Here is a 17,652-nt window from a genome sequence, read left to right on the forward strand (position 1 = left end):
CGGTATGATCGATGGTGTCGGGCAGGCAGGGACTGGGCAGGCAGCTTGTTCGGACTGACGCGGTGGTCATGGCATCGATATCCGTAACCAGCACCATTCTCGCGTAGTGCCGCGGCCACAGCGGCTCTCCAAACAGGACGAAGACGCCGCCAATCATCAAGGCCAGCAACATGAGTGCCGTAACATTTGCAAATATCTCGCCGTAGCGCATGAAGGCAGCCTGTCCCGTTCGGAAAGCGATTTCAGCCTGTGACAGCGGCGACCAGGACGGCGCCGAAAGCCGGCGCTACTATCCTTGACGCCCCGCGAACGCCGCCTTCCATTGGATCCTCCCCGAACAAGCCGGGTAAATAACGGCACTCTCGGTGCTTTGTTCCCGGCCGTGTGGCCGGACGACAGCCGCGTCACACAGGCCGTGTGTGGGGCGGCCTTTCGTTTGCAAAAGGCACTCTTCGCTCTCATTGATGTGCGGCAGCGAGGTCCTTGACGTGACGTTCGTGCATTTGCAGCACCGGCAGCGTCTTCTTGGCAAACTCCTTCATCGCCGGATCGTCGCCGGAATTCGCGTAAGCGGAAAACAGCGCCACCGCTTCTTTATGCGCCTGGGTCTGCATGTCGATATATTTCGATTGGAAACTGTCCCCGCTGGCCTCCTTGAGTTGATCGAGCAGCGCTTGGTGCTTGGTGTCCAGCGACGGGCCGGCCGGCGCGGTGGCCGAAGTCGTCTGCCCCCTGCTGAGCGCCGCCTTGAAGTCCTCGCCGGCCTTGGTATGGTCCGTGACCATTTGCGCCGCGAAGGCCTTCACATCGTCAGCCGTCGCCTGCGTCTGCGCAAGTCGGCTCGATTCGATTTCAAATGTATTGGCGATGGGCACGGTCTTGACGAATGTCGCGGTGTCAACCTTGCTCATGGTGTCGGTCGTCAGCGGCGTCAGCGTCGCCGATTGGGCAAAAACAGCCAAAGGCGCGCCGGCCATCATCGCTGCCGCAGTGATGGATAGAAGCGTTTTCATGGGGGTTCTCCGAGGCTGATGTCATCCCTCCGATGGCTCAACGCGGAAGCTGCGACGAGGTTGCCTGGTCGCAGTGGCCACAGCCGCCGCGAGCCAAACAAATGATTTGGATAACACAAAAATACAAAAATAGAGGACGCCGGCTGGGTCCTGCAAAGTGCAACGCAACCCGTAGGACCGTACGGAATCGTACAAGCTCTTTCGCTTTGCCGCAGTCTTGCTATCGTCTGCCGGGACAGATGGGTGGAGGCTTCCGTGGGGCAGATCAAGTCGCCGCTTGGAATCGGTATTGATACCGACAAAGCCGTTCATATCGTCATGGCCGACTACAATTCGGGCGACATTCTCTCGACCACTGTCGTCATAGCCGATTTGCGCAAACGCTTTCCCGGGTTCCGGCAAACCGACGAGGAACTGGTTGGCTTCATCGTTCGGGCGCTGGACGGTCGGGATATCGCGGTCAGCTTCGACCACCGCTGCCGTTAGACGGCCGATTTTCAATACAGCTGCGGAGCGTACGCTCCGCAGCCTCATCACAGACTATGATAAACCGGGCGCTTACTTGCCGCAGTGGTTGTCGTTCACCGTCGGCGCCATCGTGCCCGGAGACTTGCCGGTCGCGTCGGGCAGAGCCCCCTGCGGGCCTGGTGGGCAATTCCGGTCGGCATTCGAATTCGTCGTTGAGAAATCGCGAATGCTGTTGGTGATGGTCGAATCCGTGCCGGTGTCAGGGCCGCCATTATCCGGGACTACTATCGTCCGCCCGCTGCCGTCGGCAGCAGCTCCGGAGGGATCGCCGACGTTCTGGGCCATCGCTGACGTGGCCAGACCGATCGTAAGCGCCGAAGCTGCGAGAATTTTCGTGAGCATGATGCTTCTCCTTTTTACGAGGGTCGTCGCGTTGCGACTACGAAAACAACCGTTCGGGCGGGCGAAGGTTCCGACAAATTCCCCATGAATTTCAGCATGTTCTTGGGTGTTCAAGGCGGCCGCCATGCCATTCTCCGCGGGCATGCATCCGTGGACTTTTCTGACGGCCCGGCCCGGCATTTTGCTCGCCGCATGAGCGTACGCCTTACCGTCCCGCCGGAACAGGAATGCTCCTTGTGAGTTCATACCTTTGTACAATGCGACGCGCTGATGCGAATGGCGGCAGCGCAAACAAGGAGAGCAGACATCATGGGCCTTGGAACCATTCTCATCATCATCTTGGTCCTTGCCTTGCTTGGCGGCTTCAGCGGCTTGGGCGGCGGACCGTTCTATGGCACGGGCTATTACGGTGGTGGCGGCCTCGGCTTGGTGCTGCTTATCGTCATTATCCTGGTCCTGCTTGGGCGCATTTGATGCATGTCGTGCAAAAGTGTGCAGCGGTTTTGTGATAACGACATGCATAAAACAGGAAGCTAAAGCGCGTCGCATGAGGCCGGCCAAACGCGACACGCGTTAGTGTCACGCTCGCGACAAAAACGCCTGCCGCTTGGTAATTAGCGCCGGGCGTTTTGTCGTGAAAAGACTAGATTTCCAAGATCCTTGGCAAACCGGGACCCTGGCTAGAAAGGGCGACTCGGTGCCGAACCTTTCGGCGCCGAGGACGCCACCATAGCAGCAGCTTATTGTTGGCGATCGGCGGCCAGCGCTTCTTTCAGATCGGCGTTGAGCACACCCTCGTTGAACAGCGACATGATACGGGCTGCCAACCGCTCGCGGACAGGACTGTCGTCCGCAACACCCAACTCGCGGCAGCAGTCGTCGAGCGCTTTTCTCAGCACGCTCAGTTCGGCTGGAGTTGCTGCACCTTGCATCGGCATGCCATCCTCCCTTGAAAAGGGCGAAAGCGCGAAGCGTCTTTCAAGCGTCCACTCGCCGTGCCTGTGTGGACGACTCCAATTCAATTAGCGCCGCTCTCGTCCAAACTCAATGTACGGAAATTACCAAGCAGACAGTTTGGGAACGACTGCCTTGCACCTGCATTGTTGCTGCGATCCAACCCACCCCTCATTGGATCACTGGGCGTAGCCCACGACGCCCGAATGGAGCCCGTTGCATCCCTCGCGACGGGCTCTTTTCGAGCCCGGCGATCTCAATTGTCGTTTTCGTACCAAACCGACTTTGGTACGTTTCCAACTCTAACTTTCAGTCGGATGTTTTCGTAGGCAAGCGGCAGGAGAAACTGCCGTGCATCGATTCATTTTTTTATTTAGTAGGCTCCATACCTTTCAGTGCTTATATAAGCGTTATCGTCCGCAGGTTATACCGGGCGCGGACGGCTGGGAGATAAAAAGGCTCTTGCCCTGTTTTGGGCCCAGCTATGTCTGATCCAGCAAATTCCAATAAAAATCCGTACAAAAACAAGCTGTTGCGCCGAATGAGCGCCGGCGATTTCGCATCTCTCGAGCCGCACATCGAGCGCTGTTCGCTGGAGTTACGGCAATCGCTCGAAGTGTCCGGATCGCCGATCGAGGCCATTTATTTCCTCGAGGACGGCATCGGTTCGGTGGTTGCGAAAATGCCGAACGGCAGCGATGCGGAAGTTGGCCTTGTCGGCTTGGAAGGTATGACCGGCTCGGCCCTGATAATGGGCGACGACCGTACGGTCCATGATTGCTATGTGCAGCTGGCGGGAGAAGCTGCCAGGATCGACGCCGAGCCGTTCAAGGCGGCGCTGACGCAAAGCCCGACGCTGCGGCTGTTCTTGCTGCGCTACGTGCAATATCTGCATGTCCAGACTGGCTATACCGCGCTGGTCAACGCGCGATCGAAACTTGAAGACCGGCTGGCGCGCTGGCTTCTCATGTGTGACGATCGGGTGGACGGCGGCCGGCTGACGATCACGCACGAATTCCTGTCGATCATGCTTGGCGTAAGGCGCCCGGGTGTAACGGTCGCGCTGCAGCTGCTCGAGGGGCGAGGGCTCATCCGGTCCCGCCGCGGCGAAATTATCATCCGCGATCGCGATGGTCTCGTCGCACTGGCGGATGGCGGCTACGGCTTGGCCGAGGCCGAATATACCCGCCTGGTCGAGCATATCGGCGAGCGCTGACGGCGCTTTTCTGGCCGATTGCTGCCGCAGGTCGAAGGCCCCTGCGACACCACACGGCGGGTCGGAAAAATTTGCAAAGCTGCCGGACCGTCAGGGAACTTGTTTCCCGTCGGAGGGTTATCGGACGCCTCCACTTTGCGAGGCGGCACCAACCATTCGGGAGAGGATCATGGCGACTACGAAAAAGGCCGCGAAGGCGGCAAGCAAGGGCCTTGAGGATCTGTTCCTCGACGGGCTCAAAGACCTCTACTACGCCGAGAAGAAGATACTGAAAGCGCTGCCCAAAATGGCCAAGGGCGCGGAGTCGGAAGAAGTGACCGCCGCCTTCGAGAAACACCGCATGGAAACCGAAGGACATGTCGACCGCCTCGAGGAGGTGTTCGACAAATTCGGCAAGCCGGCCCGCGGCAAAACCTGTCCGGCGATTGACGGCATCATCGAAGAGGGCTCGGAAATGCTCGAGGAGTATAATGGTGCTCCTGCACTCGACGCCGGACTTGTCGGCGCAGCGCAGTCTGTCGAACATTACGAGATCGCTCGCTACGGCACTTTGATCGCGTGGGCGGAAGAACTTGGCAAGAGCGACGTTGTCGAGCTGCTCAGGGCAACTCTCAAGGAAGAGATCGCGACCGACGAAGCGCTTTCCAAGCTCGGCGAAAGCGGCGTCAATGAGCGCGCCATGCAGGAAGCCGCCTGATTTCAAAACCGCAACCGAGCCTTGGTTGCCAAGGCTCGGTTGGCCGCGGCGAACCGGTGAAATGATGCATTGGTCCGTCATGAACGGTAGAGCGGGCAGCAAGCGCCTTGAAGCGGTGTCTCGGATCGGACTTACTCGATCTGCTCGAACGTGCATTGCCGCGGCTCCTTGTCCGGCCGCCAGCGCAACAGCTTGGTTCCGTGCCGGAACCGGTCGCCTGTCACATGGTCGAACCGAACCTCGACCACCAGTTCAGGCTTTATCGGTTCCCATTGTCCGCTCCGCTCCGTGCTCCAGCGGCTTGGTCCGCCCGGTGCCTTGCCGGTGAAACCTGGTTTGGCCCGCAGTTTTTCCAGCCGTCTGGTCAGCGCCGCCCTGTCGTCCTTGCCGATGGTCGAGGTGAATCCGACATGATCCAGCCTGCCTTCGTTATTGTAGAGGCCGAGCAGCAGTGATCCGACTTCGTTGCTGCCGGCGAGATAGCGAAAGCCGCCGACCACGCAATCCGCAGTGCGCAGCCGCTTGACCTTGACCATGGCGCGCTCGCCGGGCCGGTATGGCCCGGCGATCAGTTTTGCAACAACACCGTCGGTCGAGCCGTGGCCGGCGCCCTGCAGCCAGCGCTCGGCGGTGGCGGCGTCGTGCGTATATTTGGACAGGTGCAGTTGGGGCCGTGCCGCCGACGCGACCAAGGCCCCAATCGCCTGCCTCCTGGTGGTGAGAGGCTCTTCGATGATGATCCTGCCGCCGGGCTCGGCCAGCATATCGAACAGGATCAGCATGGCGGGCGTCTCGAGGCTTAATTTGCGGATCCTGCTTTCGGCGGGATGGAGGCGCATTTGCAGGGCCTCGAACGAGGACGATCCGTCGACCTCGATGACAATCTCGCCGTCGGCAACAAACCGTCGCGAGCTCACATCGCGCAGCACCGCGACCAGTTCGGGAAAATAGCGGCCAAGCGGCTTGCCCGATTTTGCACGCAGATCGACGGCATCGTCGCCCTTGAACACGAGGCAGCGAAACCCGTCCCATTTCGGCTCGTATTGCCAAAGCCCGTCGCCGCCAGGGATTGCATCGGCGGCTTTGGCTTCCATCGGACGAAGGTCGAGCGGCAACGGAAATGCGGTCATGGCTGGTCCGCGCCGCCGCTACGGCATTCGCTACCGCCGTCGGCCATTCCTCTGTGCCCCGCTCTGCCGCCTCGGCGCCTTGCGGCCGGTTTGCTCGGGCGAAGGCGACAGCGGATCGACCTCGCCGGACCCACCGATCTCCTTGGTGATGCGATAGGCCAGATAAGCGACGGCTCCAGCAAGCAGCAAGCGGACCATGACTGCAAATCCTTCGTTGGCGTGAACCCACCAACCCGCGGGGCGAAGGTTTTGTTCCGCCGCTGCCAATCGCCGGAGTGAATCGTCGGCGGCGCAACCAAAATCCAGGCGCATCGTTTGTTGCTTATCGACGAAAAGAATTTGCGATGAAGACGCTCTTGCCCTTGTTCGCTTTGACCATGGCGCTATTCCTGGCCAGCAGCGCTTGGCCTGACGGGTGACCGCGATGCTCCTCGTTGTTCCGGTCTGGCAGGACATCGCGGCACGACTGCTTCTGACCGCGCTCGCCGGCCTGTTGATAGGCCTCAACCGCGAGGCGCGCGGGCACGCGGCGGGGCTACGCACCACCGTGCTGGTCGGATTGGCCGCCGCCATCACAATGATCCAGGCCAGTATTCTGCTCGAGACCGTTGGCAAGCACCCGGATTCGTTTGCATCGATGGACGTCTTGCGCTTTCCGCTGGGCGTGTTGACCGGCGTCGGCTTTATCGGCGGTGGCGCCATTCTTCGCCGGGGCAATCTTGTCAGCGGCGTCACCACGGCCGCCACGTTGTGGGTGATGACGGCGATCGGATTGGCTTTCGGTGGTGGCCAATACGGCTTGGGCGCGGCCGGCACGGCGCTGACGCTGGCCACCTTGCTGGTCCTGAAATGGGTGGACCTTCGAATGTCGCGCGAACACCATGCCCAGTTGGCACTGACCTGGAAGGCCGCAGCCCGACAGGAACTCGATACGATGATCGGGCCGCTTGGCTACCGGGCACGCCTCGTCGCGATAGAGAGGCGCCCGGATCTCAAAGACCCTGTTTTCTCGTTCGAGATCAGTTGGAGGCGGCCGGACACTGGGGCACCGCCAATGGATCTGCTGGAATCGGTGGGCGAGCATTGCGAGATCCAGAAGTTTGATCTCCTCAGCGAACCTGCCCGCTAGCTGGCGGCTTGCAACGATCGCGGCATGAATCAGGCCATAGCTTCTCCACACCCCTTTCGATACCTATCTGTCGAGGCAGGACTCAAGGAGCAAGCAAAAGACCGTGGCACAGCGATCGGGAAGTGCTGATCTCCCACTTCACGGCGGGCGCGTGCCGAAATGGCTCGGCGACCGCATGACGCGGCTTGGCGCGGTCATGTGCGAGGCGATCATCCACCATTACGGCCGCGATGAATTGCTGCGCCGGCTGGCGCATCCGTTCTGGTTCCAGTCTTTTGGCGCCGTGATGGGGATGGACTGGCATTCCTCCGGCATCACCACCAGCGTCGTCGGAGCGTTGAAGCGCGGTCTGTCGCCGCTCTCCGGCGAGCTCGGCATCCACGTTTGCGGCGGCCGCGGCGCGCATTCGCGCAAGACCCCGCACGAGCTTGCCCTGATCGGCGAGCGTGTCGGCCTCGACGGGCAAGGCCTGGCGACTGCCAGCCGGCTTGTCGCCAAGGTGGACAGCGCCGCGGTCCAGGACGGTTTCGATCTCTATCTGCACGGCTTCATCGTCACCGATGACGGCAACTGGGTGGTGGTGCAGCAAGGCATGAACGGCGACAGCAAGGTGGCGCGCCGCTATCACTGGCTGTCCGAGGGCCTGAAGAGCTTTGTCGACCAGCCGCATGCTGCCATCGAGGGCGCCAATCAGGGCGAGATCGTCAACCTGACCGACCGCCGCGCCGAAGCGTCGCGCCAGGGACAACTGGACCTTCTGCACGGCCTTGGACCGGATCGCATCGTGAGGGAGCTTGCCGCTTTGGAGCGGGGTTCGGCGCCAGCGCCGGAGCCGGCACAAAAGCTGCTGCCGCATCTGGTGATGCCGGCGCACCACGATGTGCGCGAAAGCGATGTCGTCATGCGCCGCCTGCACGGCAACATCGCCGCGGCGGCCGAGCGCGGCCCGACAGATTTCGCCGGGCTTCTCCTCGTGCCCAATGTCGGCGCGCGCGCGGTGCGGGCGCTGGCGCTGGTCGCCGAAGTCGTGCATGGCGCGCCGTGCCGTTTTTCCGATCCAGGCCGTTTCTCGCTGGCGCATGGCGGTAAGGACAGGCACCCGTTCCCCGTGCCGCTGAAGGTCTATGACGAGACGATCGGCGTGCTGAAGTCGGCTGTCCAGAAGGCCAGGCTCGGCCGTGACGAAGAGATCGGCGCGTTGCGGCGGCTGGACGACCAGTCGAGGCAGGTCGAGCGCTATGTCACCGGCCCAAGCCTGAAGGAAATAGTCGCCGGGGAGTTCGAGCAATCGCATCTGCTCGGCGGCCGCAGCGTCTTCGGTTGGGAGGTCGTACCCGAAACGGCCGCAGTCAAATCAACGAAGTGATCGGCTCGGATCAAGCCTCCAAGTCGATCAGGGCGACGCCGAGTTCGGGACGGTGCCTGCGGCGCAGATGGCCAGGCGTCTCCACCAATGTGACCTCGAGCGTCGGCCGCACGATGCCGTCCAGCAGATGACCGCCCCTCGTGGTGCCGTCACTCAATCCAAGGACTGCGTGGACGTGCAAGCTGGGCCTGCCGTCGTCGCCGATGGCAACATCGCCGATCGCGCTCAGCACTTCACACTGTTCCCGGACGGGGATTTTCCGGTAGGTCCTTTCTCCAGGGTCGAACCAGCCGACGGTTGCACTTTCGAAAGCGCCGAGCGCGGTCAGCGACGCGCCGCCGACGCCACGGTCGACCGCAAATGACGTCAGCTGCGCAAACGCCTCTTCGCCGGGATCAAGCACAACGACGAACGTTCTCTGTCCGGCGCTTTCGGCGACAAGCTGTGATTTCATGATCTTGCTCCAGCCGTGAGGAATTCAAATCCACCAAACCAGCAATGCCAGCAAGACGAGACCCACCAGGCCGCCGATGAAAATGATCCGGCGCGCCCGCGTCCGCAGGATGATCTCGCCCTGCCGCACCTGCTCCGCCGAAAAGACAGGACCATTCTTGTCCCGGTCGCTGCTCATCCATCGTCTCCTTCCGGGGCATTATTCGGCATTGAATGGATCTGGCGCCCGATAGAACACAATCTCGTTTGGCGGATGAGGTTCCACGGCGGGGCGCCGTTGCAGCTATTCCTTTGGCGCGGTGGCGGGCGCGGTATAGCGGCGGCGCACTGCGTCCAGGATGTGGTTGCGGCTCTCCTGCGCCGAAAGTGTGCCGTCTTTCTCCGCTTCGGCGGTTTCGCGCGCCAGTTCCTTGTCCCTGATCTGGTGGCGAAACCATTCGGAATAGTCGCCGGCGCGCAAATGATGTTCCCAGGTCCTGTCGTCGATGCCCTCGGCGATCTGGGCGAAAATCATCAGATTATGGGCGCGGAGGTTCATCGCATTGTCGGGGCCGCGGAAATAGAAGCTGCCCTTCTCGTCCAGCTGGCCCTCGGCATATTTGCGGCTGTGGCGCTTGAGCGACTGCCGCGGTTCGATCGGCTCGACCATGGCAGGTTTCTTGCGCGCCTGCGGCCGCCAGAACAGCACGCGCTCGTCTTTTGGAGAGTTCAGGTCCTTGTCCTTTGGCGGTTCGGTGCCGGTCTCGTGACAGAACGTCTTGATGACCTTTTTCGCCTTGGGGCCGAGTGCGATGACGGCGGTGACCAGCCGCAATGCCTCGGTTGAGATCGCGTCCGGATGAACCGTGATCAGGATCGTGCCCGGCAATTCCATGGCCAGCACCATTGGCGTGTCGTCGCGCCGCTTCGGCAAGAGGTGATGCGCCTCGTCGATGATCAGCCAGTGTGGTCGTGCCGTGCGGAAGCGAACACCGCCAAGGCCCGGCAACAGGTCGGCAAAGAAGTCCGGCCGCTCGTTAACGCGCAGCGCCAGGCCATTGACGACCAGATTGTTGTCCGGCTTCTCCAGGAGATCGAGCAGTTGCGTCTTCGTCGGCGCGTTCGAGCCGTCGCCCAGCCGGACGGCGCCTTCGAGGCCGTCATAGTCGCCTTCCGGATCGAAGATGCAGAACTGGAACTTTCTCTCGACGAAGCGCTCCGTCAGTGCGGTCGCCAGGGTCGATTTGCCGATGCCGGAGCTGCCGGCGATCAGCACCGTATCGGTTGGCGACAGATACACCTCCTTGCCATTCTCCGAGCCAAGCACAATGCCGTCGCGGCTCGGCACAAGCTCGCGATCGCGCTCCACCACCTTGGCGATCAGTTCCTCGACGCCTTTTCCGCGCGCGCCGCGTGTCACGAGATCCGCCGTATCCTTGACTGCCGGCAGTGCGTTGTCGACGGCCACGCTGAAGCCGCAGGCGCGCAGGAAGGCGTGGTCGTTTTCGGCGTCGCCGACACCGACGACGTTGTGCGGCGACAGTCTGAGGTCCTGAAGCGCAGCTGTCAGCCCGGTCGCCTTGTTGATGCCGCTGGGCAGGATCATCACCGCGCCCTTGTTGAAGATGATTTCCAGCTCCAGCCCCAATTTCTTGATGACCTCGAGCGCGGTAGCCTGATGCGGTTCCCAGGTTGCGACGATCGAGCGTCCGACCGAAAGCGGTTTGACACCGCGTTTCCTGAGTTTGGCGATGAACTCGGGGGCGGGCGGCGGAGATATCGTCCGCTCCTCCTCGCTGGCCGGCGTGTAGATCAGCGCGCCGTTTTCGGCGACCACCTTGTCGAAAATCGCGGCTTCGGGAAAGACGCGCTTGAGGTCGGGCAGCTCGCGCCCGGTGACGAGAATGAGTTTGCGGCCGCTCTTCTTGAAGCGTTCAAGCGCCGCAAGCGTCTTCTCGGCAACGATCCCTTCATGCGCCAGCGTGCCGTCATAGTCAGTGGCCAGGGCAATGAAATACATGCCGTCAATAGCCGCCCACGATCGGCAATATCTCGCCGGTGATGTAGCTCGAGCAGTGCGGCGAGGCGAGGAACACGTAGGCCGGCGCGATCTCCTCCGGCTGGGCCGGCCGTTTCATCGGCGTATCAGCGCCAAATTTCGAAACATCGCCGGCTTCCTTGTCCGAGGGGTTGAGCGGCGTCCAAACCGGGCCTGGCGCCACGGCGTTGACCCTTATGCCCTTCTCGACAAGGTTGCCCGAGAGCGCGCGGGTGAAGGCATGAATGCCGCCCTTGGTCATGGAGTAATCGACCAGTTGCTTCGAGCCCTCGATGCCGGTCACTGAACCGGTATTGATGATCGCCGAACCGGGTTTCATGTGCGGCACGGCCTCCTGCGCCATGTGGAAATAGCCGTAGAGGTTGGTCTTCAGCGTCGTGTCGAAATGCTCCTCGGTCAGCTCGCTGAAATCGCTGGAGTGGATCTGGAAAGCGGCGTTGTTGACCAGCACGTCGATCCGCCCAAACTCCTGCACGATCTCAGCCACCGCGTTGTGGCAGTGGTTGCGTTCGCTGACGTCGGCCTTGATCAGGATGCAGCGCCGGCCTTCCGCTTCGACGGCCCTTTTGGTATCTCTGGCGTCCCTATCCTCCGAGAGATAGACGATCGCCACATCGGCGCCTTCACGCGCATAGAGCACGGCCACCGCACGGCCGATGCCTGAATCGCCGCCGGTAATGACGGCCACTTTGCCGTCGAGCTTTTTCGATCCGATATAGTACGGCGCATCGTAAAGCGGCGCCGGCTCGATCGCCCATTCATGCCCCGGCTTCGGCTGGTGCTGCTCGGGGAAGGGCGGCTCGGGATATTTGCGGGCACCGGCCTGCATGGCGCCTTTTTGCCTGCCATTGGATTTGGACTTGTCCTTCTCGTCGATCCGGCGCTGGATGTGCCGTTGCTTGGCGGCCTCGCCGGCGACTTCCGATTTCATCTGCATGGTCATCTCCCTGGCTTGAAACCCAACAACGCATGTCCGGCGAAAAGGTTTATGCGACCACGTCATTCCTTGAGCCCGGCGACACGCTCCAGCAGCGGCCGTTGCAGCAGCGGCAGATGGCCGACGACGCTGAAGGCTGCGTTCCTGACGCCTTGCATGATGCCGTTGTCCGATTGGGCCAGCGACAGGATGCGCTCGCTGAGCGTGATCCACCGTTGCCCCACCGGGTGGCGTTCGCTTGTGTAGCCGGCAAGCGTGCCGTCGACGAAACGCCTGGCGAATGACGCGGCGTCCTCGATGCCGAGATTCATGCCGCGCGCGCCCAGCGGCGAATGCACATGCGCGGCATCGCCTCCCAGGAAGACGCATGCGGTTTGATAGCGCGGCGCCTGTCGTACCGGAATATGGAAGCGGTCGGCCCGCAACAACCGCGTGATCCGGTAATTGCCGGGGATGCGCGCCAACGCATCCTCGCTGTTTGAAACCGCGCGATAGCGCTTCTCGCCGATCGGGATGATAAAACCGACGTCGCCGTTCCTGTGAAGAAATGCGTGGGCGGCCATCGGCTCATAGGGCCAATCGTCGATGTCGGCGTCGGCAATGCTCCATTGCCGCCGATGCGTGTAGCCATCGAAGCCGATGCCCATGGCATCACGCACCGTGCTTTGCGCACCGTCGGCTCCGAAGACAAGGTCGAAACTTGCCTCGTCAGGGCCGTCGGGCGCCTCGATCCGCACCTCGGCCCGGTCTTTGTGCTCGGCCATGCCGACAAATGTGCTTCGCCATTCGACGTCGACGCCAAATCCCTTGAGCGTATCGGTCATCAGCGATTCGGTATCGCGCTGCGGCAGCGACAGCAGGAAATTATGGCGGTGCGGCAGGATCGAGAAATCGATCTCGCCGAGCGCTCGTCCTTCGAAGTAGAAACGGGCTCGGCGAATTGTCAATCCTTCGGCGAGCAATCGGGCAGCGACTTTGGACGGTTCAAGGATGTCGAGGCTGTGCGAACTGATGCCGACCGCCTTGGCGAGCGGCGTAGGGCCTTCCTTGCGGTCGATGATGCGAGGTGCAATGCCGCGCCTTGCCAGTTCGACTGCCGCCGTCAGCCCGGTCGGGCCGGCGCCGACGATCAGGATGGAAGCGTCCCGCGAAGCCGTCATCGTCGGGCGTCAGCTTTTTGGCAGTGCGTAGGCAATGATGGCGTCGCCGATCCTGGTCTCCATGAAATGGTGGCTGCCGGGTGCGAGGGTCGCCAGCCAGATCAGGACATAAAGCCATACACCGGCGGCATTGCCGGCAAGCAGCAGGCTGCCGGCGGCCAGCAGGGCGATCCCGGCGGGCAGGTAATACCAGGATCCGCCCAGCGCAATCAACCAGGCACCGCCCCCTCCGATCAGCAGGCCGAGGATCGTCAGCAGCGCGCCGACGAACATCGTCCACCAGAAGGCAATGCCGGACCGGCGGCGCATGGGATGGGGGTCGGGGATGGTCATGATGCTTATCCGGGTGAAACAAAACGTGACCCGCATCCGAACGCACGGACGGTTCGATGGTTTCCGGTCAGCCCGACCTGATGGGCCAGGGCGGGGTAACCATTCTGTGATCTCCGCTGCTCCAGCCGGAACTTACCCACGCAGCCGCAGTTAGGGTTTTGGGGGGTGAATACGGTTTGCTGGATGCGAAATCGGCGAGGGAATGCCGCAGGTCTTTTCGAGGAGCGCCAACGGCATTTCACGCTTCGCTCTGTGGGGCGCGTGTTTCATGGCGATCTTTGCGGCTCTCGGTGGCACCGCCATCCTGCGTTCGGACTTCGTCACCGGCGTTGGCCGGCCGTTGGCGCAACCAGTGCCGTTCAGCCACAGGCACCATGTCGGCGAGCTTGGCGTCGATTGCCGTTATTGCCATAGCGGCGTCGAGACTTCGTCATCGGCGGGTCTGCCGGCGACCGAGGTGTGCATGACCTGCCATTCGCAGCTTTTCACCAACGCGAACATGCTGGCGCCGGTACGGGCAAGCCTTGCCTCCGGGCAGCCATTGCAGTGGCAGCGGGTGAACAGTGTCCCCGACTTCGTCTATTTCAATCATTCGATCCATATCGCTAAAGGCGTCGCCTGCGAGACGTGCCACGGCGAGGTCGACGACATGATCGGACAATAGGCCGAAGCGGCGCACCTCGTGATGCCTTGCCTGCGCTCGGACCGGCCTCATACGGCCCGCTTTTGCCCGGCCGCCAGCGTAGAAATCTTTTGGCCGTGGCCGTTGAGTTGCCGGGCCTCGTCCTCGGCTGCGTCTTCAAGCTTGGCGACGAGCAGGTCCTTGAGGTCGCCGACCTCTTCCTCGATGTCTTCGATGGGTACGCCGGCATCGGCAGCCTCTTCCTTGCATTCCCTGGCGAGGATTTCCGCCTCCCTTTCAAGCTTGATCGGAGGCGGCGGCACATGAACGTTTTCGTGGATCCAGTCCTGCAAGAATTCTATCGCACTATCACTCATGGCGCTCACCTATAGCGGCAACCTGTAGTGCACATTAACGTACGTGCTGCGAAATGGATGCTTGGCAACGCCGGATTTCGAATAGCGATACTTGACGATAGCGTGATCGCAGTAGGGGATAGAGCTTCTGCAGCCAAATGGGATTATCGGCGTCGCGGAAATGCGGCTAGCCAGACAGTCGGAGCGGGATCATTCTGCCCTTAGGACGTATTGCGCCGCCGCGCCGGTTCTGCTCGATTAGGATCGCCTGACGGCCGAACAGCGTCATCCGCAGCAGCCGGTCGTGCCGGCCACTCGGCGGCGCGGTCGGCGCGCATTTTGCGTTTATGCGCCATCCAGAACGGCAAGAGCTCAGCAAGAAAACTGTATATCGTGGTCTTCATCGGCATGCTCCGGACACGGGTTACAACTCGTGATCCCCGAGTTCCGTTCCGACAAAGAGTTCCGTTCCGACAAATCCGTCGCTTCTACAATTGCGATTCGATCGGCAGGCACCCGACCAGCGCTGCAACGATGCGCCGATAGAGACTGGCCTCCGGTTCACGCGAATATTGCCGCATCTCGCCATCCGCCATGCCGAGCCACCGCAAGGCGCCTTTGTCCAGGACCAGCTGATAGCTCGTCTGCGGTGACTTTTCGTGCTCGAACAGCCGGCGCAACTCCATCACCAGATTGGTATCATGGAAAAGCACGCCCATTTCCGCATTCAACGACACCGAACGCGGATCGAAATTGAAGGAGCCGACAAACCCGAGCGTATCGTCGACCGTGAAGGCCTTGGTGTGGAGGCTGGCTCCCTTTGAACCGAAAACGGAAATGTTGGCCTGGCGGTCGAAGGGCTGCAATTCGAAAAGCTGGATACCTTTTTTAAGCAGCTTGCGGCGGCATTTGGCATAGGCGCCGTGCACGGCGGCGACGTCCGTCGCGGCGAGCGAGTTGGTCAGGATTGCAACCTTGGCGCCACGATCCACCAGCTTCGACAGGATGGCCAACCCGGTGCGGCTGGGGATGAAATAGGGCGAGATGATTTCGAGGCGCTGCCTGGTCGCCGCGATAGCGGGAAGCAGCTCTTTGGTCAGCCAGTTCCTGCGCCGCTTGCCGCGCACCTTTTCCGGCGGATCGGAAATGACGCGAACGTCTTTGGTCCAGCAGACGTCGCTGTGCGCTGCAATGAACTCCGTGATCGTGCGCCAGGCACTGAGGCTGTTCAAAAGCTGGCCGTCTGCTGTCGCATCGAGATTGTCGAGGAAATCGGCGCGCGAGACCACCGCAGCCGGGTTGAGCAGCTGGATCGGCTTTGCCGCCTCGCAATTCCAGAACGCCTCGAATATCTGCATCGTCTGCCCTACGGCAGGACCGAGAAGCAACAGGTCGAGATCGCGAAAATTCGTCTCCGCAGCGTCGAAATAGGCATCGCCGATATTTCTTCCGCCGACGATGGCCAAGCCCTCATCGGCGATCCAGGCCTTGTTGTGCATGCGGCGGGTCATCGCAAACAGCCGGGCGACCATCTCCAGCGAGCGAAAGATGCTGCCGTTCCTCATGCCGCTGGGGTTGAACAGCCTCAGCTCGATGTTCTTGTAGCTGTTGAGCGCCAGGTAAGCAGCGTCGCTGTTGCGCGGATTGATATCGTCCAGCAGCATGCGGACGCGGACACCGCGCTCCGCCGCCTTGACGACCTCCTGCATCAGCAGCCGGCCGCTATGGTCGTCGTGCCAGAGATAGTACATCAGGTCGAGGCTGCTTGTGGCACTGCGCGCAGCAAGGATTCGCGCGGCAAACGCGTCATAATTGTCGGCGATCAGCAGCAGCCCGCTATTGCCGGCAGCGATCTTGTCCCGGGCAAACCGCGAGATGGCTGTATCCATGAAGTGCACCGATAAACATCAGCGAAGCAAACCGTCTGAAATCTGACTAACAACCCTTCAGGTTCATTCTGGTTGCAGCCGCGGCTGCCGTATCGCGTCCAGGTTCAGCCGGGCCTTGATCGGCAGATGATCGGAAGCCCGCTGCGCCAGCGGCGTCTTGTGCACCTCGATGCTGGAAATCAGGTGCGGCGGCCTGGCCAGGATGCGGTCGAGCGCAAACAGCGGAAAGCGCGACGGAAAGCTCGGCAGAACCGCATCGATCGGACCGAAATGCGGCAGCAGGGCCAGCAGCGAAGACCTGTTGCGGACGCGCCATTCGTTGAGGTCGCCGAGCAGGATTGTTGGCCGCAGAACCGGGTGCGTGGCTTCGACAAGTGCGTTGACTTGCTGCGAGCGCGAGCGCCGCAGCAAGCCGAAATGCGCGGCTATGATCCTGAGCGAGACGCCCTTCAGCTCCAGGTCCGCGATGACCGCGCCGCGCGGCTCGAGGCCGGGCAGCCGGATCTGGTTCACGCTTTCGACCACGCCGCGCCGCGCCAGGATCAGATTTCCGTGCCAGCCATGGCTGCGGCGGTTTTCCGGGACATGGGTGGGGACGAGGTCGCTGTCCCGCTCGAGCGCCGCGAGATCCAGCAATCCCTGCCTGCTTCCGGTTCTTTCGTCGGCCTCCTGCAAAGCAATGATGTCGGCGTCGAGTTCCTTAACCACGGCCGCGACCCGCTCCGGATCGAACCTGCCGTCGGTGCCGACGCATTTGTGCACGTTGTAGGATGCGACCGTGGTGCACGAAATTTCATTGCCGGGTGCCGTAAACCGCGGCACTTCCCTTCGCAGCGCAGCGCCAAGCGACCTTGGAAGGGTAGGCGATCGATCCAGCATGTTATCCATTTGCTGTTGAGTCGGTGAGTGGCGGCCATTGCGATTATGGCGCGTGCGGAGGTCTGAAACAACGACGACCTTGCAGAACCGTTCCACCATCCGGGCTCGGCGCGCCGGCGGTCTGGAACCCTGACGGGCAACAACACGTTTCGGAAAGGCAGCGCAGTCAACGGAGAAGTCGAATGCAGTCCTTAGCCGCAGATTCCGCCCCCCGCCCAGGCCCGCTCAGGATTGTCCCGTTCGATGGAACCGTGACCGTCCGGTTCTCCGATGCCATTATTGCGTCGAGCGAGCGGGCAAAGCTGCTCTATGAAGACGGCCATGATCCTGTTTTCTACATACCCTTCGAGGACATCTATTTCGACCTTCTGGAGAAGACGAACACGACGAGCCACAGCCCGCTGAAGGGCACGGCAAGCTATTGGCGGGTTCATGCGGTCGGTTCGTCGGCAGAAGACTTCATGTGGGCCTACGAGACGCCCGACACCCCGGCATTGGCGATCGCCCGCCACGGTGCGTTCGATCCCGGCAGGGCGCGGATCGAGGCCGATCCCGCGGAAGACAAGCGGCACACACCGCACGTCACCGAGTAGACCCACATCGGCGACAG

Annotated in this window: 22 protein-coding genes and 1 pseudogene; 8 read left to right on the forward strand and 15 right to left on the reverse strand. The window is 61.7% G+C overall.

Annotation, left to right across the window (positions count from 1 at the left end; genetic code table 11):
- Window positions 1–211 (reverse strand): polymerase (locus NKH33_RS31275; RefSeq protein WP_352923249.1); only part of this gene is annotated, 211 nt, incomplete at its 3' end.
- A 247-nt stretch (window positions 212–458) separates the two neighbouring features.
- Window positions 459–980, reverse strand: coding sequence for a DUF4142 domain-containing protein (locus tag NKH33_RS31280; protein WP_352539851.1), 522 nt, complete (start codon window positions 978–980; stop codon window positions 459–461).
- Window positions 981–1,268: 288 nt separating this feature from the next.
- Between NKH33_RS31280 and NKH33_RS31285 the strand changes: the two genes are divergently transcribed.
- A complete protein-coding gene (locus NKH33_RS31285) occupies window positions 1,269–1,499 on the forward strand; it encodes a hypothetical protein (protein ID WP_352923252.1) in 231 nt (76 codons plus the stop codon).
- Window positions 1,500–1,571: 72 nt separating this feature from the next.
- On the opposite strand, the gene NKH33_RS31290 is transcribed toward NKH33_RS31285, so the two are convergent.
- A complete protein-coding gene (locus NKH33_RS31290) occupies window positions 1,572–2,009 on the reverse strand; it encodes a hypothetical protein (RefSeq protein ID WP_352539853.1) in 438 nt (145 codons plus the stop codon).
- A gap of 183 nt (window positions 2,010–2,192) precedes the next feature.
- On the opposite strand from NKH33_RS31290, the gene NKH33_RS31295 reads away from it, so the two are divergent.
- Entirely contained in the window at window positions 2,193–2,357 is a 165-nt protein-coding gene (locus NKH33_RS31295; protein WP_023677107.1) for a DUF3309 family protein, read from the forward strand.
- Window positions 2,358–2,623: 266 nt separating this feature from the next.
- Here the strand turns inward: NKH33_RS31295 and NKH33_RS31300 are convergent, their stop codons facing one another.
- Complete coding sequence (locus NKH33_RS31300) at window positions 2,624–2,821, reverse strand: hypothetical protein (protein WP_352449586.1); 198 nt, start codon at window positions 2,819–2,821, stop codon at window positions 2,624–2,626.
- Window positions 2,822–3,321: 500 nt separating this feature from the next.
- Between NKH33_RS31300 and NKH33_RS31305 the strand changes: the two genes are divergently transcribed.
- Together NKH33_RS31305 and NKH33_RS31310 are read left to right on the forward strand one after the other, a co-directional pair.
- A complete protein-coding gene (locus tag NKH33_RS31305) occupies window positions 3,322–4,053 on the forward strand; it encodes a Crp/Fnr family transcriptional regulator (RefSeq protein ID WP_352473082.1) in 732 nt (243 codons plus the stop codon).
- 169 nt (window positions 4,054–4,222) lie between these two features.
- Entirely contained in the window at window positions 4,223–4,750 is a 528-nt protein-coding gene (locus NKH33_RS31310; protein ID WP_352473081.1) for a YciE/YciF ferroxidase family protein, read from the forward strand.
- A 131-nt stretch (window positions 4,751–4,881) separates the two neighbouring features.
- Here NKH33_RS31310 and NKH33_RS31315 read toward each other — a convergent pair whose 3' ends face one another.
- Window positions 4,882–5,880, reverse strand: a complete 999-nt coding sequence (locus NKH33_RS31315; protein WP_352923255.1) for an ATP-dependent DNA ligase — start codon at window positions 5,878–5,880, stop codon at window positions 4,882–4,884.
- 30 nt (window positions 5,881–5,910) lie between these two features.
- Window positions 5,911–6,078, reverse strand: a complete 168-nt coding sequence (locus NKH33_RS31320) for a hypothetical protein (protein WP_352539857.1) — start codon at window positions 6,076–6,078, stop codon at window positions 5,911–5,913.
- Window positions 6,079–6,304: 226 nt separating this feature from the next.
- On the opposite strand from NKH33_RS31320, the gene NKH33_RS31325 reads away from it, so the two are divergent.
- Both NKH33_RS31325 and NKH33_RS31330 read left to right on the forward strand, forming a co-directional pair.
- The gene (locus NKH33_RS31325; protein ID WP_352473102.1) at window positions 6,305–7,009 is read left to right on the forward strand and encodes an MgtC/SapB family protein; all 705 of its coding nucleotides are present in this window, start codon (window positions 6,305–6,307) and stop codon (window positions 7,007–7,009) included.
- 103 nt (window positions 7,010–7,112) lie between these two features.
- Window positions 7,113–8,375 (forward strand): DUF763 domain-containing protein, encoded by a 1,263-nt coding sequence (locus tag NKH33_RS31330; protein WP_352923258.1) that lies wholly within the window; start codon window positions 7,113–7,115, stop codon window positions 8,373–8,375.
- 10 nt (window positions 8,376–8,385) lie between these two features.
- On the opposite strand, the gene NKH33_RS31335 is transcribed toward NKH33_RS31330, so the two are convergent.
- The 6 genes from NKH33_RS31335 to NKH33_RS31360 all read right to left on the reverse strand — a co-directional run bounded on the left by NKH33_RS31335 (window position 8,386) and on the right by NKH33_RS31360 (window position 13,296).
- Window positions 8,386–8,829: a PPC domain-containing DNA-binding protein gene (locus NKH33_RS31335; protein ID WP_023677099.1), complete on the reverse strand. Its 444-nt coding sequence runs from the start codon at window positions 8,827–8,829 to the stop codon at window positions 8,386–8,388.
- Between the two features lie 24 nt (window positions 8,830–8,853).
- The gene (locus NKH33_RS31340; RefSeq protein ID WP_352923260.1) at window positions 8,854–9,006 is read right to left on the reverse strand and encodes a peptide ABC transporter permease; all 153 of its coding nucleotides are present in this window, start codon (window positions 9,004–9,006) and stop codon (window positions 8,854–8,856) included.
- 105 nt (window positions 9,007–9,111) lie between these two features.
- A complete protein-coding gene (locus NKH33_RS31345; RefSeq protein ID WP_352923263.1) occupies window positions 9,112–10,827 on the reverse strand; it encodes an HAD family hydrolase in 1,716 nt (571 codons plus the stop codon).
- Between the two features lie 4 nt (window positions 10,828–10,831).
- The gene (locus tag NKH33_RS31350) at window positions 10,832–11,803 is read right to left on the reverse strand and encodes an SDR family oxidoreductase (RefSeq protein ID WP_352473074.1); all 972 of its coding nucleotides are present in this window, start codon (window positions 11,801–11,803) and stop codon (window positions 10,832–10,834) included.
- A 62-nt stretch (window positions 11,804–11,865) separates the two neighbouring features.
- Window positions 11,866–12,963, reverse strand: a complete 1,098-nt coding sequence (locus tag NKH33_RS31355; RefSeq protein WP_352923266.1) for an FAD-dependent oxidoreductase — start codon at window positions 12,961–12,963, stop codon at window positions 11,866–11,868.
- 9 nt (window positions 12,964–12,972) lie between these two features.
- Window positions 12,973–13,296 (reverse strand): hypothetical protein, encoded by a 324-nt coding sequence (locus NKH33_RS31360; protein WP_352923269.1) that lies wholly within the window; start codon window positions 13,294–13,296, stop codon window positions 12,973–12,975.
- 202 nt (window positions 13,297–13,498) lie between these two features.
- Here NKH33_RS31360 and NKH33_RS31365 point away from each other — a divergent pair.
- Window positions 13,499–13,948 (forward strand): annotated as a pseudogene (locus NKH33_RS31365) (cytochrome c3 family protein); the annotation flags it as partial.
- Between the two features lie 59 nt (window positions 13,949–14,007).
- Here NKH33_RS31365 and NKH33_RS31370 read toward each other — a convergent pair.
- From NKH33_RS31370 to NKH33_RS31380, 3 genes are all read right to left on the reverse strand, one after another.
- The gene (locus tag NKH33_RS31370) at window positions 14,008–14,295 is read right to left on the reverse strand and encodes a hypothetical protein (protein ID WP_352449563.1); all 288 of its coding nucleotides are present in this window, start codon (window positions 14,293–14,295) and stop codon (window positions 14,008–14,010) included.
- 467 nt (window positions 14,296–14,762) lie between these two features.
- Window positions 14,763–16,163 (reverse strand): phospholipase D family protein, encoded by a 1,401-nt coding sequence (locus NKH33_RS31375; RefSeq protein ID WP_352923275.1) that lies wholly within the window; start codon window positions 16,161–16,163, stop codon window positions 14,763–14,765.
- Window positions 16,164–16,226: 63 nt separating this feature from the next.
- A complete protein-coding gene (locus NKH33_RS31380; protein WP_502904272.1) occupies window positions 16,227–17,042 on the reverse strand; it encodes an endonuclease/exonuclease/phosphatase family protein in 816 nt (271 codons plus the stop codon).
- Window positions 17,043–17,224: 182 nt separating this feature from the next.
- On the opposite strand from NKH33_RS31380, the gene NKH33_RS31385 reads away from it, so the two are divergent.
- Complete coding sequence (locus NKH33_RS31385; protein ID WP_352769276.1) at window positions 17,225–17,635, forward strand: DUF427 domain-containing protein; 411 nt, start codon at window positions 17,225–17,227, stop codon at window positions 17,633–17,635.
- Window positions 17,636–17,652: the final 17 nt, after the last annotated feature.

Origin of the sequence: Mesorhizobium sp. M1182 (assembly GCF_040318335.1) — a bacterium.
GTDB lineage: Bacteria > Pseudomonadota > Alphaproteobacteria > Rhizobiales > Rhizobiaceae > Mesorhizobium.

Bases quoted from the DNA above. Each gene is read 5' to 3' on its own strand.
- NKH33_RS31385 (WP_352769276.1), top strand. From the start codon at position 17,225: ATGCAGTCCTTAGCCGCAGATTCCGCCCCCCGCCCAGGCCCGCTCAGG.
- NKH33_RS31345 (WP_352923263.1), bottom strand. From the start codon at position 10,827: ATGTATTTCATTGCCCTGGCCACTGACTATGACGGCACGCTGGCGCAT.
- NKH33_RS31320 (WP_352539857.1), bottom strand. From the start codon at position 6,078: ATGGTCCGCTTGCTGCTTGCTGGAGCCGTCGCTTATCTGGCCTATCGC.
- NKH33_RS31380 (WP_502904272.1), bottom strand. From the start codon at position 17,042: ATGCTGGATCGATCGCCTACCCTTCCAAGGTCGCTTGGCGCTGCGCTG.
- NKH33_RS31295 (WP_023677107.1), top strand. From the start codon at position 2,193: ATGGGCCTTGGAACCATTCTCATCATCATCTTGGTCCTTGCCTTGCTT.
- NKH33_RS31325 (WP_352473102.1), top strand. From the start codon at position 6,305: ATGCTCCTCGTTGTTCCGGTCTGGCAGGACATCGCGGCACGACTGCTT.
- NKH33_RS31305 (WP_352473082.1), top strand. From the start codon at position 3,322: ATGTCTGATCCAGCAAATTCCAATAAAAATCCGTACAAAAACAAGCTG.
- NKH33_RS31375 (WP_352923275.1), bottom strand. From the start codon at position 16,163: ATGGATACAGCCATCTCGCGGTTTGCCCGGGACAAGATCGCTGCCGGC.
- NKH33_RS31315 (WP_352923255.1), bottom strand. From the start codon at position 5,880: ATGACCGCATTTCCGTTGCCGCTCGACCTTCGTCCGATGGAAGCCAAA.
- NKH33_RS31355 (WP_352923266.1), bottom strand. From the start codon at position 12,963: ATGACGGCTTCGCGGGACGCTTCCATCCTGATCGTCGGCGCCGGCCCG.
- NKH33_RS31340 (WP_352923260.1), bottom strand. From the start codon at position 9,006: ATGAGCAGCGACCGGGACAAGAATGGTCCTGTCTTTTCGGCGGAGCAG.
- NKH33_RS31350 (WP_352473074.1), bottom strand. From the start codon at position 11,803: ATGCAGATGAAATCGGAAGTCGCCGGCGAGGCCGCCAAGCAACGGCAC.
- NKH33_RS31280 (WP_352539851.1), bottom strand. From the start codon at position 980: ATGATGGCCGGCGCGCCTTTGGCTGTTTTTGCCCAATCGGCGACGCTG.
- NKH33_RS31370 (WP_352449563.1), bottom strand. From the start codon at position 14,295: ATGAGTGATAGTGCGATAGAATTCTTGCAGGACTGGATCCACGAAAAC.
- NKH33_RS31310 (WP_352473081.1), top strand. From the start codon at position 4,223: ATGGCGACTACGAAAAAGGCCGCGAAGGCGGCAAGCAAGGGCCTTGAG.
- NKH33_RS31300 (WP_352449586.1), bottom strand. From the start codon at position 2,821: ATGCCGATGCAAGGTGCAGCAACTCCAGCCGAACTGAGCGTGCTGAGA.
- NKH33_RS31360 (WP_352923269.1), bottom strand. From the start codon at position 13,296: ATGACCATCCCCGACCCCCATCCCATGCGCCGCCGGTCCGGCATTGCC.
- NKH33_RS31290 (WP_352539853.1), bottom strand. From the start codon at position 2,009: ATGGCGGCCGCCTTGAACACCCAAGAACATGCTGAAATTCATGGGGAA.
- NKH33_RS31335 (WP_023677099.1), bottom strand. From the start codon at position 8,829: ATGAAATCACAGCTTGTCGCCGAAAGCGCCGGACAGAGAACGTTCGTC.